At 64.7% G+C, this 13,970-nt stretch carries 8 protein-coding genes; 6 read left to right on the forward strand and 2 right to left on the reverse strand.

The features are described from left to right. Positions 1–22: 22 nt before the first annotated feature. From ATE71_RS04430 to ATE71_RS04445, 4 genes are read left to right on the forward strand one after another with little or no spacing between them, the layout of a single operon-like run. Positions 23–1,486: a multiheme c-type cytochrome gene (locus ATE71_RS04430; protein ID WP_058802237.1), complete on the forward strand. Its 1,464-nt coding sequence runs from the start codon at positions 23–25 to the stop codon at positions 1,484–1,486. Between the two features lie 5 nt (positions 1,487–1,491). Then, a complete protein-coding gene (locus ATE71_RS04435; protein ID WP_058802238.1) occupies positions 1,492–3,465 on the forward strand; it encodes a heme-binding protein in 1,974 nt (657 codons plus the stop codon). A gap of 3 nt (positions 3,466–3,468) precedes the next feature. Further along, positions 3,469–5,400 (forward strand): hypothetical protein, encoded by a 1,932-nt coding sequence (locus ATE71_RS04440; protein ID WP_235587901.1) that lies wholly within the window; start codon positions 3,469–3,471, stop codon positions 5,398–5,400. Continuing rightward, positions 5,400–9,737 carry a hypothetical protein gene (locus ATE71_RS04445; protein WP_058802239.1) on the forward strand — a complete coding sequence of 1,446 codons (4,338 nt, stop codon included), beginning with the start codon at positions 5,400–5,402 and terminating at the stop codon, positions 9,735–9,737. The genes ATE71_RS04440 and ATE71_RS04445 overlap by 1 nt, the downstream gene beginning before the upstream one ends. 46 nt (positions 9,738–9,783) lie before the next feature. On the opposite strand, the gene ATE71_RS04450 is transcribed toward ATE71_RS04445, so the two are convergent. Continuing rightward, positions 9,784–11,877 carry a RelA/SpoT family protein gene (locus ATE71_RS04450; RefSeq protein WP_058802240.1) on the reverse strand — a complete coding sequence of 698 codons (2,094 nt, stop codon included), beginning with the start codon at positions 11,875–11,877 and terminating at the stop codon, positions 9,784–9,786. A gap of 127 nt (positions 11,878–12,004) precedes the next feature. Here ATE71_RS04450 and ATE71_RS04455 point away from each other — a divergent pair, with 127 nt between their 5' ends. After that, entirely contained in the window at positions 12,005–12,889 is an 885-nt protein-coding gene (locus ATE71_RS04455) for a glycosyltransferase family 2 protein (protein WP_058802241.1), read from the forward strand. 83 nt (positions 12,890–12,972) lie between these two features. On the opposite strand, the gene ATE71_RS04460 is transcribed toward ATE71_RS04455, so the two are convergent. Further along, positions 12,973–13,311 (reverse strand): CC_3452 family protein, encoded by a 339-nt coding sequence (locus ATE71_RS04460; RefSeq protein WP_152998643.1) that lies wholly within the window; start codon positions 13,309–13,311, stop codon positions 12,973–12,975. 125 nt (positions 13,312–13,436) lie between these two features. On the opposite strand from ATE71_RS04460, the gene ATE71_RS04465 reads away from it, so the two are divergent. Beyond that, positions 13,437–13,958, forward strand: coding sequence for a winged helix-turn-helix transcriptional regulator (locus tag ATE71_RS04465; protein ID WP_058802243.1), 522 nt, complete (start codon positions 13,437–13,439; stop codon positions 13,956–13,958). Positions 13,959–13,970 lie beyond the last annotated feature (12 nt).

Consider the following 13,970-nt stretch of genomic DNA (forward strand, 5'->3'; position numbering starts at 1 on the left):
GTTGGGGAAAAGGGGTATTGCGATGACGGCGCACGCTGGAAAGGAGCGCGGCGATCGGCCTTGGGCGGCGTTTGCCGTCCCCGTGCCCGGACGTTCGGCATTTGCCGTCCTTGCCGCCATGCTGTGCGCGCTGGCGATCGCCGCCTTTGTCTATGCCCCCCCTGCGCAATCGCAGGGCGAAAGCGGCGCGCGCTACACCGGGGTCGCCTCGTGCGCGGGATCGACCTGCCATGGCCGGATGGAAGGCGACGGCACCGTCGTCCGTCAGGACGAGCTGATGCGCTGGCAGGAGCCCTCGACCCCCGGCGGCGCGCACAGCCGCGCGTGGGCCGTACTGAACAACAACCGAAGCCAGTTCATCGCGCGCAACCTGGGCATCGGCAATCCCGCCAAGGCGCAAATGTGCCTCGGCTGCCACAGTACCGCGGGCACCGCGCGCGCGGTTCCGGCCGAGGATGGCGTCGGATGCGAATCGTGCCACGGCGCAGCCGGCGGCTGGCTTGCGAGCCACTATGCCGGGGTGGGCACCAACGCCGATCCCGACCGCGAAATGCGGACCAAGCATCTCGCCAACCTGTCGGCGGGGCTGAAGAAGCTCGAGGATCCGGTCGTTCGCGCGGGCGTGTGCGTCGACTGCCATTTCGGTTCGGCCGCCGACGGCCAGTTCGTCACGCACCGGATCATGGCGGCGGGGCATCCGCGCATTTCGTTCGAGCTGGACCTTTTCTCGTCGCTCCAGGCGCATCATCAGGAGGATGCGGATTATGGCTGGCGCAAGTTCGGCGCGGCGGGCCGGCGCACCGACCATGTCCAGATGTGGGCGGTCGGACAGGCGACCGCGATCGAACGCAGCCTCGCGCTGTTCCAGTCGCGGCGCGGGACCGAGGGCATGTTCCCCGAATTTTACTTCCTCGACTGCCACAGCTGCCACCGGCGTATCTTCGACCAGGCAAAGCCGGTACGCACCGGCCTCGACAATCCGGGGCGCAACCTGCCCGAGGGCATGCCCCCCTATAATGACGAAAATCTGATCATGCTCGCCGCCGCGGCGCGGCTTGCCGCCCCCGCCCTCGCCGACCAGCTCGCCGCGCGCACCGCCGCATTCCACAGGGCAATGGCGACCGACCGCCACAGCGCGATCGCCGCGGCGGCGCAGCTGTCGCAGACGGTCGCGGCGCTCAAAGGCGCCTTCGCGTCGCGGAGCTTCTCGGGCGCCGACGCCTTTCAAATGGTCGAGGCGATTTCGGCAAAAGCGACCAGCGATCGCTACACCGACTATTCGGGATCGCAGCAGGCGGTGATGGGGGTCGATACCTTGCTCAACGCCATGGTGTCGTCGGGGCGGATCACCGTCGGCGCCGCCGCCGGTATCCGCGGCGATATCGACCGCGCCTATGCGGCTGTGAAGGACCCCAACGCATACAAGCCTTCGGAATTCCAGGCGTCGTTCGGCAGTGCGGTCCGCGCGATCGGGGCGCTGCGGTAGAGATCATGCGAAAAATGACCCCTCTTTCCCGCTCGGCCGCCCTTTCCGCGATGGGGGCGTTGTTGCTGACATCGTGCGGAGGCGGTGGCGGCGGCAGTACATCGACCCCGACGCCCACACCGACACCGACGCCGACCCCCACGCCGACATCGGTCTACACCCCGCCCCCCGCCGAAGCGCTGACCACGGCCGACGTCGAGCGCGTGCTGGCGCAGGCGATATCCGAAGCACAGGCGCGCGGCCTGCCGTCGGTGATTGCGGTGACCGACCGCGTCGGCAATGTGCTCGGAGTGTTTCGCATGACCGGCGCGCGCGCCACCGCGACGACTTCGGCGGCCCCCAATGGCATGAACATCGACGCGCAGAATGTCACCTTCCCGGCCGAGGGCGGTGCGATCGCGAAAGCAGTGACCGGCGCCTATCTCTCGAGCGGCGGGAACGCCTTTTCGACCCGCACCGCAAGCCAGATCGTCCAGGAACATTTCCCGCCGGCGCCGACCACCGTCGGGCTCGAAAGCGGGCCCCTGTTCGGCGTGCAGTTCAGCCAGCTGCCGTGCAGCGACCTGTCGGCGCGCTTCGGCGCGCCCGGCGCGGCCGCGCTCATCGGACCCAAACGCTCGCCGCTCGGCCTCGCCGCCGACCCCGGCGGGTTGCCGCTCTACAAGAATGGCGTGCTTGTCGGCGGCATCGGCGTCATGGGCGACGGCGTTTACGGCAGCGATCCCAACATCCTCGACATCGACAATGATGCCGAAGAGTTCATCGCGCTCGCGGGCACGCGCGGGTTCGAGGCACCGGACACGATCACCGCCGACAAAATCACGGTCGACGGAACGAGCCTGCGCTTTTCGGACGCGACCTTCGCCGGGGTGATGTCGAGCGGCGGCGCAAGCTTCGCCAGCCTCAACGGCAGCGCGGGCAATCTCGTCGCGGTGATCGGCTACGCCAATGCCGCGGTGACGGCGGGGATCGCCTATGGCACCGAAGCGTCGGGCATTCGCGCTTCGACCCCGGCCGAATTTGCAAACCGCGACGCCTTTGTCCTGACCGATGGCAGCGGGACGAACCGCTATCCGATCCGCGCCGGTACCGATGGCGCGACCAATTCGGCTCCGCTGACGCAGGCCGAAGCGCGCGCGGTGCTCGAAGAGGCCTTCGCCGTGATGAGCCGCGCGCGCGCGCAGATCCGCCGCCCGCTCGACAGCCGCGCGCAGGTGACGATCAGCATCGTCGACACGCACGGCGCGGTGCTCGGCATCGTGCGCTCGCCCGACGCGCCGATCTTCGGCACCGACGTCAGCTTGCAGAAAGCGCGGACCGCAGCCTTCTTCTCGGGCGCGCAGGCGGGCAGCGAACTCGGCGCCAACGCGAGCGCCGACGTCCGCCAGTTCGTGCCCGCCGTGCGGACCTTCCTGAACGACCCCGCCGCCCTGACGGGCACGATCGCCTTTGCCGATCGGTCGGGCGGCAACCTGTCGCGTCCCTATTTCCCCGACGGCGAGGTCGGCCGCCCGCACGGTCCGCTGTCGCGCCCGATCGAACAGTTCAACCCCTTCTCGACCGGACTGCAATCGGCGCTGATCATCGGCAATCTCGGCGCGCATCTGGGCTTCGTCTCGGGCGCGAGCGCGACCGACACGCCGGCGCGCTGCACGACCTTACCCGACGTCGCGCCGGGGCAGAACCGGCTACAGAACGGCATCCAGATCTTTCCCGGATCGGTCCCCATCTATCGCGGCAGCCAGCTGGTGGGCGCGATCGGCGTATCGGGCGACGGTATCGACCAGGACGATATGATCAGCTTTTTGGGCACCCACAATGGCGGCGCGCGCGTCGGCGGCATCGGCAATGCGCCCAAGGCGATTCGCGCCGATACCATCGTCGTGAATGTCGGTGCCGGGGTGCGCCTGCGCTATATCAGCTGCCCCTTTGCTCCGTTCCTCGACACGGCGCAGCAAAATGTCTGTGACGGGCTATAAGCGATGATGACGGGGGGCAGCCTTTGGCCGGTCATCGCGACGCTCGCAGCGCAGGGCGCGCCGGGGGCCGAAGCATTGCCGCCGCCCCCCGCGCCCGAGGGGCCGCCGGTCGCGGGCGACACGGCGCCGCCCGAACAGCCGGCCGAGGAATTGATCCCGCCACCGCCACCGGTCGACTGGCAGGACATGGTCAAGGACGACCTGGTCACCCAGATTATCGAGGGGCGCCGCCGCCCCGGCTATCGCCCCGACCTTCCCGACGCCTTGAGTCAGGACAATGTCGGCGCACTGCGCCCGCCGCCGCCGCAGGCCTTTCCGGGCATGGACGACCAACTGCCCGTCCCCGACCGCTGGCGCCTGATCGAGACGCTCGGCGTGGTCAAGGAACGCTGGTTCGATCCCTATCACCAGAATACGTACAAGGGCGACCGCGCAATCGACCGCAGCAAGGTTAAATGGCTGCCGATCAAGGGCGACGACTGGTTTTTCGTCGCCAATGCGGTGTCCGACACGGTGTTCGAACCGCGCACCTTCCCCATCCCCGTCGGCGTCCAGACGACCGAGCGGCCCGGCAGCCTCGACGTGTTCGGCAAGGACCGCAGCTTCGTCTTTGCGCAGACCTTCATCGCCGGCGCGGCGCTGATCAAGGGATCGACGGCGTTCAAGCCGCCCGATATCGAATATCGCGTCACGCTTGCGTACCAGGCCAATTATGTCGACGTGCCCGAGAGGCGCGTGCTTGACGTGCGTCCGTCGAAGGCGAGCCATCGCTATGACTCATTCCTCGGCGTGCAGGAATTGTTCGTCGACAAGCATCTCGGCAACACGTCGGATCGCTATGATTTTTACTCGATCCGCCTCGGCATCCAGCCGTTCCAGAGCGACTTCCGCGGTTTCCTGTTCAACGACAGCCAGCTCGGCATCCGCCTGTTCGGCAACCGCGACAACAACCGCTTCCAATATAATCTCGCGGCCTTCTGGCGGCTCGAAAAGGATACCAACAGCGGCCTCAACGATATCACGCAGACGCCGCGCAGCGACTTCATCTTTACCGGCAACCTCTATCGCCAGGATTTCCCGGTCGTCGGGCTGACCAGCCAGGTCAGCGTCACCTACAATATGAACCGCGAAAAGAACGACGTGCAGATCGACCATAATGGGTTCCCGGTGCGCCCCGCGCTGCTCGGCGACCTGCGCGGGCGCGAATATGACGTCGTCTACCTCGGCTACAGCGCCGACGGACGCATCGGACGGATCAACCTCACGGCGAGCTTCTATGCCGCGCTCGGCGAAGACCGGAACAGCTTTTTCACGAGCAAACCCGCCGAAATCCGCGCAGGATTCGGCGCGGTCGAACTCAGCTACGACCAGGACTGGATGCGCTTCCGCCTGTCGGGGCTCTATGCGACCGGCGACGGCGACCCCTATAACGACACCGAGGGCGGGTTCGACGCGATTTTCGAAAATCCGATCTTCGGGGGCGCCGACACCAGCTATTGGATCCGCCAGACGATCCCATTCGCCGGGGGCGGACGCGTCATCTCGATCAACGGCCGCAACGGCATATTGAATTCGCTGCGCTCGTCGAAAGAAGAGGGACAGTCGAACTTCAACAATCCGGGCACCGTCTTCATCGGTGCGGGCGCCGATTTCGACCTGACCCCCGAATTTCGTGTCAGCACCAATTTCAACCATCTGTGGTTCGAAAATACGTCGAGCCTGCAAGTCCTGCGCAGCGAAGGCTCGATTCCCAAGGATATCGGCTTCGACCTGTCGCTCGCGACAATATGGCGCCCGAAAGCGACGCAGAATATCGTCGGCCGCCTGAGCGCTGCGGTGTTGCTGCCCGGCAAGGGGTTCAAGGATCTGTTCGATAACAAGAAAAAGAATGACGCCTATGTCTCTATCCTCGCCAATGTGATCTTGAGCTTCTGATGCTGCTGCGCAAACTCTTCACCCTGCTCGCCTTCGTGACGATGTGCGCCGCGTTCGGTGCGAGCGTCGGCCGCGCCGCGGAGGAGGAGAAGCCGCTCAAGATCGAATATCGCTTCACCCCGCCCGCCCCGCGCGAGCAGAGCGACGCCGAGGTAAGCGCGAAATCGGAAGGCTGCTACAGCTGCCACACGCGCACCGACCAGCCCTCGATGCACGCGACCCCGGCGGTGAAGCTTGGCTGTACCGACTGTCATGGCGGCGACGCCAGCCAGCGCGGGACGCCGAGCCTCGGCTACCGGCATCCGACGAACAAGGCGGTGATGAAGCTCGCGCACCCGCAGCCGACGCTGCCCGGTGCCTGGCACGACAGTTCGGCGAACCCCGAGCGCAGCTATACTTTGCTCAATAAGGAATCACCCGAATTCATCCGCTTCGTGAACCCCAGCGATTACCGCGTGGCGCGCGAGGCGTGCGGCGCCTGCCATCTGGAGGTGATCGAGGCGACCGAACGCTCGCTGATGTCGACGTCTGCGATGCTGTGGGGCGGGGCGGCGTATAACAATGGCATCGTGCCGTATAAAAATTACGTGTTCGGAGAGGCTTATACGCGCGACGGCAAGCCCGCGTGCATCCTCTCGCCCTCGTCGCGGCTGACGAAAGAGGAATATGCCGAAGCCTGCAAGCCGAGCTTCGGCTTCGACAAGATCCTGACCGATGACGAGAAAAAGCGCGGCGCGCTCGCCAAAATGTATCCGCTGCCGCGCTGGAGCGTGATCCCGCCGGGCGACGTGTTCCGCGTGTTCGAACGCGGCGGTCGCAACATCAACACGCAATTCCCCGAAATCGGCCTGCCCAACCCGACGGGCAGCATCCAGCGGCTCGAGGAGCCGGGGCGCCCCGATCTCAAACAGTCGAACCGGGGCCCGGGAACCGGCCTGCGCGTCGCAATTCCCGTACTCAACATCCACAAGACGCGTCTCAACGATCCGCTGATGTGGTTCATGGGGACGAACGACCAGCCCGGCGACTATCGTCATTCGGGCTGTTCGGGGTGCCACGTTATCTACGCCAACGACCGCGAACCGCGGCACAGCCTGACCTATGCCAAATATGGCCGCGACGGCGAAACCGACACGGTCGATCCGACGATCCGCGAAAAATTATGGGCGGGCGATGATCATGGCGATGGTCATGGCGGCGACAAGCAGCCGGCGGGCGGTCATGCCGCCGCATCGCATGGCGCCCCCGATGATGGCTTCGTTGGCGGCACCGGGCATGGCGCGCTGATCGACCCAGCCGCCGCAGCACCGGGCGCGCCGCAACGCGAGCCGCGCCCACGCCGCGAATCGGGACATCCGATCAGCCACGCCTTCACGCGTGCGATCCCGACCTCGCAGTGCATGACCTGCCACATGCACCAGCCGAACATCTTCCTGAATAGCTACCTCGGCTACACGATGTGGGACTATGAATCGGATGCGCCGCAAATGTGGCCGGGCCCGGACAATAGCGCGCCGCGCCCGCCGGGAATGAGCGACGCAGAATATCAGAAGAAATACAAGCAGCAGCGCTATCCGACCGCCGCCGAAGCCCACAAGGTGCTCGAACGCAACCCCGAAGGCGCGGCGACGCGCGGCCTCTGGGCCGATGTCGAATTCCTGCGCGACGTCTACGACGTCAACGACAGCAACAAGGATACGCAATTCGCCGACTATCACGGCCACGGCTGGAACTTCCGCGGCATCTTCAAGCGCGACCGCAACGGGAATCTGCTGAGCGCCGACGGCAATATGTCGACCTATGGCACCGACACTGCGAACATCATCGACCCCAAGGACCCCGAAAAGTGGCGCAAGAGTTGTAGCCACTACAGCGATCCCAAGGAACGTGACCTGTGCCTGTCGAGCGCCGACCCTGAACGACCGGGCGTCGAGGGCAAGTTTGTGCCGCCGGGCCTCAACCCCGGCAAGTCGGTCCATATGATGGACATCCACGCCGAAAAAGGGATGCAATGCGCCGACTGCCATTTTGCGCAGGACGCGCACGGCAACGGCTATATCCAGGGCGAAGTCGCAAACGCGGTCGAGATCAGTTGCAAGGATTGCCACGGCACCGCCGACGCTTTCCCGAACCTGCTGACCTCGAACGTCGCCGCGCGGCCGCAGGGGAACAACCTCGCGCTGCTCCGCAACCCCGACGGGCGCCGCCGCTTCGAATTCCAGTATAACGACGATGCCGAGGTGATCGGCCTGATCCAGCGCTCGATCGTCGATCCAAAGCTCGAATGGCAGGTCAGTCTCGTCAAGCAGGCGGTGACCCCGGGACCGCATTTCAACGCCAAGGCGGCGCGCGCCAAGCTGATGGCACGCAGCGGTGCCGAGGACGGCAAGTTCGAATGGGGGCCAGGCGTCGCGAAGGAAGATCGCGCGCACGGCGACGACAAGATGACCTGCTTCACCTGCCACCTCAGCTGGACCACCAGTTGCGGCGGTTGCCATTTGCCGATCGAGGCGAACTGGAAAACCAAGATGCACCATTTCGAGGGGGAGGAGACGCGTAATTTTGCGACCTACAACCCGCAGGTGGCGCGCGACGAAATGTTCCAGCTCGGCCGGCACCAGCTGACCAAGCCGGGTGAACCGGGGCCCGATGGCGAGGTGCGCGGCATCATCACCCCGGTGCGCTCGACCTCGGCGCTGATCCTGTCGTCGACGAATATCAACCGCGAGCGCATCTATGTGCAGCAGCCGCCGATCAGCTCGGCGGGCTATTCGAGTCAGGCTTTTGCTCCGCACTTCCCGCACACCGTCCGCCGGTCCGAAACCAAGCAGTGCAGCGACTGCCATTTGTCGGCGAACGACGACAATAATGCGATCATGGCGCAGTTGAACCTGCTCGGCACCAACTTCGTCAATTTCGTCGGTCTGAATGTCTGGTCGGGGCAGGAAAACAGCTTTCAGGCCACGCGCGTCACCGAATGGGACGAACCGCAGGCGGTGATCGGCAGCTATCTCCAGAAATATGCCTATCCCGACTATTGGAAGCTGCACGTCGATCAAAATGGGCGCGAGCTCAAGAACTGGGTGCGCGGCAAGACCTTTGACAAGAAACTCTCGGGCGAAACCCATTCGCTCGAGGAATTCGCCAATATCGTCCAAGGCACGGGCGGGCGCGTGAACTGCCTGCAACAGCGCGGCGAATATATGTTCGTCGCAGAAGGCAAGGGCGGCTTCCGCGTCTATGACGTCGCCTCGATCGGCAACAAGGGGTTCTCCGAACGCATCATCCGCGCCCCCTTCTCCGCGCTCGGGCACGACACGCATGTGAAGACGAAGAATGCGACGTGCATGGCGATCGCGACGACCCAGCCGATCAGCGTGTCGCGCAACGAGAATATCGTGAAGAATTTCCCTGAAAATCACGAACAGGTGATGCACGACATCTATCGCTACGCGGTCATCACCGACAGTGTCGAAGGGCTGATCCTCGTCGATATCGACACGATGGCTGACGGCGAGTTCCGCAACAACAAGCTGAAGCGCGCGCTGACGTGGAACGAAGGCAATGTGCTGGCGGGCGCGCGCCACATCACGCTTGCGGGCAGCATGGCCTATGTCACGACCGACGCCGGGCTCGTCGTGCTCGACCTCAGCACGCCACTCGCTCCCAAAGTCACCGCGCAGCTTCCGCTGACCGACGCCCGCGCAAGCGCGCTGCAATTCCGTTATCTCTGGGTCACCGATGCAGAGGGCGTGAAACTGTTCGACGTCACCAATCTTGCGCAGCCGGTCGCGGTGCCGGAAGGCACGGTTCGCCTGACCAACGCGCGCAAAATCTACCTCGCGCGGACCTATATGTATGTCGCGGCGAAAGCCGACGGGCTCGTGATCGTCGATGTCACACGCCCCGCGGCGCCGGTCGTCTGGCCGGGGCTCACCTTCGGCGGCACGCTCAACGATGCCGAGGATGTGATCGTCGCGTCGACCAACGCGTCGCTGTTCGGATATGTCGCCGACGGGCGGAACGGCATCAAGGTGCTCCAGCTGACCAGCCCCGACAACCCTGGCCTCTATGGCTTCTCGCCCAAGCCGACGCCCGAGTTGATCGCCTGGGCCAAGACGCCGTCGCCGGCGCTCGCGCTGTCGAAGGGTCTCGACCGCGACCGCGCGGTCGACGAGACGGGCGGGCAGATGGCGGTATTCGGCCGCCTCGGCTCGCGCCCCTTCACGCGGCCCGAAATGGAGAAGCTGTTCCTGAACAGCAAGGGCATGGTCTACAAGGTCCGCGACGAGGTCGACGAAAACGCGTGGCGCCCGCCGCTGCTGTACGCGGGTTGAAGGGAGGCGGCGGCCGGTTTCGACCGTAAGCCGAAAAAGCGCTTCCTTAGAGCCGTTCGGCCTGAACCACCGTGTCCGACGCGCGCAACGCCGACAATATGCGCATCACATGCTGGACGTCGCGCACCTCGACGACGACGTCATAGGTGTGAAATCCCCCCTCGCGGTTCGACAGCCGCAAGTTGGTGATATTCGCCGAATTCGCCGCGAGGATGCCCGACATTTCGGCGAGCGTGCCGGGTTCGTTCAGGATCACGATGCACAGCCGCGCATTGCCGCCTTCGCTGTCTTCCTGCCAGCGCAGGTCGATCCAGTCGGCGTCGATCCCGTCGGCGAGCCGGGGGCAGTCGATGACATGCACTTCGATCCCCTCGCCGGGGCGCGACAGGCCGACGATGCGATCGCCCGGCACCGGATGGCAACAATCGGCGAGCTGGTAGGCGACGCCGGGAGTCAGGCCCGCGATCGACACTGCCGCGCCCTGGACCAGCTTTCCGGGCTTGGTTTTCATCTCGGCGGTAATGCCGGGGACGAGCGCCTCGAGGACCGCATTGTCGTTAAGGCGCTGCTTGGCGATCGCAACGTAAAGCGCCGTATCGTCATCGAGCTTCAGCCGTTCGCGCGCCGCGGCGCGCGCCTTGTCGCCGACCTTGTTCGGCAGCCGCGCGACCATCTCGTCGTACATCTTGCGGCCGAGCGCGGCGAGTTCGACCTTTTCCTTCGAGCGGACATGGCGGCGAATCGCCGCGCGCGCCTTGCCCGTCACCGAAAAACCAAGCCAGGCGGGCTGCGGCGTCTGCTTGTCGGATGACAGGATTTCGACCGTGTCGCCATTGCTCAGCTGGGTGCGCAGCGGCACCAGTCGCCCGTTGACCTTGGCGCCGACGGTGCGGTCGCCGAGCCCGGTGTGGACGGCGTAGGCGAAATCGACCGGCGTCGCGCCCTTTGGCAGCTGGTGCAAACTGCCCTTCGGCGTGAAAGCGAAGATGCGGTCCTGATACATCGCGATGCGCGTGTTCTCGAGAAACTCTTCGGGATCGTGCGTCTGTTCAAGGATTTCGATGAGGTCGCGGATCCACCCCGCCTGGCCGTCGGGCGCCGAGCCGCCCTGCTTGTAAGCCCAATGCGCGGCGAGCCCGAATTCGGACTGCTGGTGCATGCCGAGGCTGCGGATCTGGATTTCGATCCGCATATTCTGCTGGTGCATGATCGTCGTGTGCAGCGACTTGTAACCGTTGCGTTTCGGGGTGGAGATATAGTCCTTGAACCGGCCAGGAACCATTTTCCACTTGCGATGGATCAGCCCCAGCGCGGCATAGCAGTCGGCATCGGTCGGGGTGACGATGCGGAACGCGATGATGTCGGTCACCTGCTCGAAACTGACGTGGCGTTCCTGCATCTTGCGCCAGATCGAATAGGGATGTTTTTCGCGCCCCGACACCTCGGCGTTGATGCCGTTCTTGGTGAGCAAATCCTTGAATTCTCGGCTGATCGCGGCGACCTGGTCCTTGCCGCCCGCGGTCAGCTTCGCAAGCCGGCCGGTGATCGTCGCATAGGCCTCAGGCTCGAGTTCGCTGAACGCGAGCAGTTGCATCTCGCGCATATATTCATACATGCCGATCCGCTCGGCGAGCGGGGCGTAGATATCCATCGTCTCCTTGGCGATGCGCCGCCTTTTTTCGGGATTCTTGATGAAATGCAGCGTGCGCATGTTGTGCAGCCGGTCGGCGAGCTTGACGAGCAGCACGCGGATGTCGTCCGACATGGCGAGCAGGAATTTGCGCAGATTTTCCGCCGCGCGCTCATTCTCGGTCTGCGCTTCGATCTTACTGAGCTTGGTCACGCCGTCGACGAGCCGTCCGACGTCGCTGCCAAACAGGCGCTCGATCTCCTCGGGGGTCGTCAGCGTATCCTCGAGCGTGTCGTGGAGCAGCGCGGTGACGATCGTCTCGCTGTCGAGATGCAGGTCGGTCAGGATTCCCGCGACCTCGACCGGATGGCTGAAATAAGGATCGCCCGACGCGCGTTTCTGGCTACCATGCTTTTGCACGGTGAAGACATAGGCGCGGTTGAGCAGCGCCTCGTCGACGTCGGGATCATAAGCGCGCACGCGCTCGACAAGTTCATATTGCCTTAGCATCACACTCAATGTCGTTCATGATGCATATATTGCAATGCGAAATTTGATTGCGCCCGGCGCCAATATGTTAGCAACTTTGGTAAAGCCGATTGGAAGCATCGGTCGCCACCGTTAGGACTGCCGGTTGATGGGGACCGAAGCTCTCGATTCGACGGCGCCGCCGCGGGTGTCGATGGTGATGCCCGTGCATAATGGCGCGCGCTGGCTGGACGAAGCCATCGATTCGATACTGGCGCAGGATTTCACCGATTTCGAACTGATCCTTGTCGACGATGCTTCGCGCGATGCATCGCCCGCAATCATGGCGAAGGCGGCGGCGCGCGATCCGCGTGTGCGGTTGCTGCGGCTCGCCACCAACGTCGGACTTCCCGCCGCGCTCAACCATGGCTTTGCCGCGGCGCGGGGCGACCTGCACAGCTGGACCTCGGACGATAATCTGCTGCGGCCGCCGATGCTGACGCGCCTCGTCGCCACGCTCGATGCGCACCCCGAGGCCCAGATCGTCCACGCCGATTTCACGCTGATCGATGACGAAGGCGTCGAACTCGGCCGATCGCGCATCGGCCCCGTCGAACGGCTGCTCTATGGCAATAATGTCGGCGCCTGCTTCCTGTACCGCGCGATCGTGACCGAGGCGCTCGGCGGCTATGACACGCGACTGTTCGGGGTCGAGGATTACGACTTCTGGCTTCGCGCCGCGCAGCGCTTCAAATTCGTCGCGCTGCACGAAGATCTGTATCTCTATCGCAAACATGGCGGCAGCCTGACGAGCCAACGCGCCGAACAGATCCAGGCGCTGACCGCCGAAATCGTCGAGCGTGCCTTGCCCGAAACCCTGCCCGCGCGCAGCCGCAGCGAAATCCTGCTGGGCCTGGCGCTGCGCAGCAGCCGACGGTGGCGGTTCGACCTGGTCGGGCGTGCCGTTCGCGCCGACCCCCGCTACGTCGCGATGCAATTGCCCGCGCTGGCGCGTTGGTCGCTGGTCGTTGCCCGGAACCGCCTTACCGGCTGATCCGGTCGCTTCGACGGGCCGCCGCATCCTTGCAGGCACGGCGGCCGCCGTTCGTCATTGACCGGACGGATCGACCGGCCCGGTCACTTCACCGCAGCGTTACAGCGGGCAAGGGCATCGGCATCGAGCGTCTTGTCGCCCGCCGCGAAGCTCACGACCGGTCCCGCCGCCTTGGCAAGCGACGAACACATGACGAGCGGACGGCTTGTTCCCTGCCGGGCAACGCATTCGGCGCCCTTGCACGCCCAGACGACGTCGCGCGCGACAAAGCGCGTTTCGGGGGCCGGCCCGGCCAGTTCGGCGCGATAATAGGTGCCGCCCGGCGCGGCCGATGCGACCACCCCGAATGCAAGGCTGCCGACCGCCATGGCGCCGGCGAACGACAGTGAACGGATGAGGGGAGAAAATTCATATGCGGCCATCTGGACCTCCTGTTTTTGCGCAACCGAAAGGTTGCGAAACGCCACCTAGCGTTTGGGTTGCGAAATGCAACGGAGGTCCTATATTTTTTTGGCGCATAGGGTGATTTTACGTTAGGGCATGGGTCATGGGAAAATTACGCGAAGTCTTGAACGACATGAACGGGGGCAATTGCGCCCTGCCTCTGGCGCTGGAAGCGATGGGCGAACGATGGTCGTTCATGATCCTGCGCGCGGCGTTTAACGGCGTTCATCATTTCGAGGAATTCCAGCAGGAACTGAGTATCGCGCGCAACATCCTGTCGAACCGGCTGTCGCGGCTGGTGGACCATGGCATCATGGCGCGCGAAGTGATGACCGAGGACCGGCGCAAGGTGCGTTACCAGCTCACCGAAAAGGGGATCGAACTGCTCCCTGCGATGATCGCGCTGCGCCAATGGGGCGAAAAATGGGGGGCCGGCGTCCCGTCGACCCCGGTGTTGGTCGACGCCCGCGACGAACAGCCGATCGGCCCCGTCACCCTGACCGCGCACGACGGCCGGGTGATCGGGTACAAGGAATTGCTTTGGAAGCATCGCGCCGAGTTGCAACCGCTCGGCCAAGCGCGGATACGCAGCGACGGTGCCATGACACCGGTCGCGGCGGAATGACCGGTCGCGCCG

Origin of the sequence: Sphingopyxis sp. H115 (assembly GCF_001468465.1) — a bacterium.
Lineage (GTDB): Bacteria > Pseudomonadota > Alphaproteobacteria > Sphingomonadales > Sphingomonadaceae > Sphingopyxis.

Excerpts from the sequence above, each read along its gene's own strand:
- ATE71_RS04430 (WP_058802237.1), top strand. The coding sequence starts at position 23 with ATGACGGCGCACGCTGGAAAGGAGCGCGGCGATCGGCCTTGGGCGGCG.
- ATE71_RS04435 (WP_058802238.1), top strand. The coding sequence starts at position 1,492 with ATGCGAAAAATGACCCCTCTTTCCCGCTCGGCCGCCCTTTCCGCGATG.
- ATE71_RS04440 (WP_235587901.1), top strand. The coding sequence starts at position 3,469 with ATGATGACGGGGGGCAGCCTTTGGCCGGTCATCGCGACGCTCGCAGCG.
- ATE71_RS04445 (WP_058802239.1), top strand. The coding sequence starts at position 5,400 with ATGCTGCTGCGCAAACTCTTCACCCTGCTCGCCTTCGTGACGATGTGC.
- ATE71_RS04450 (WP_058802240.1), bottom strand. The coding sequence starts at position 11,877 with ATGCTAAGGCAATATGAACTTGTCGAGCGCGTGCGCGCTTATGATCCC.
- ATE71_RS04455 (WP_058802241.1), top strand. The coding sequence starts at position 12,005 with ATGGGGACCGAAGCTCTCGATTCGACGGCGCCGCCGCGGGTGTCGATG.
- ATE71_RS04460 (WP_152998643.1), bottom strand. The coding sequence starts at position 13,311 with ATGGCCGCATATGAATTTTCTCCCCTCATCCGTTCACTGTCGTTCGCC.
- ATE71_RS04465 (WP_058802243.1), top strand. The coding sequence starts at position 13,437 with ATGGGAAAATTACGCGAAGTCTTGAACGACATGAACGGGGGCAATTGC.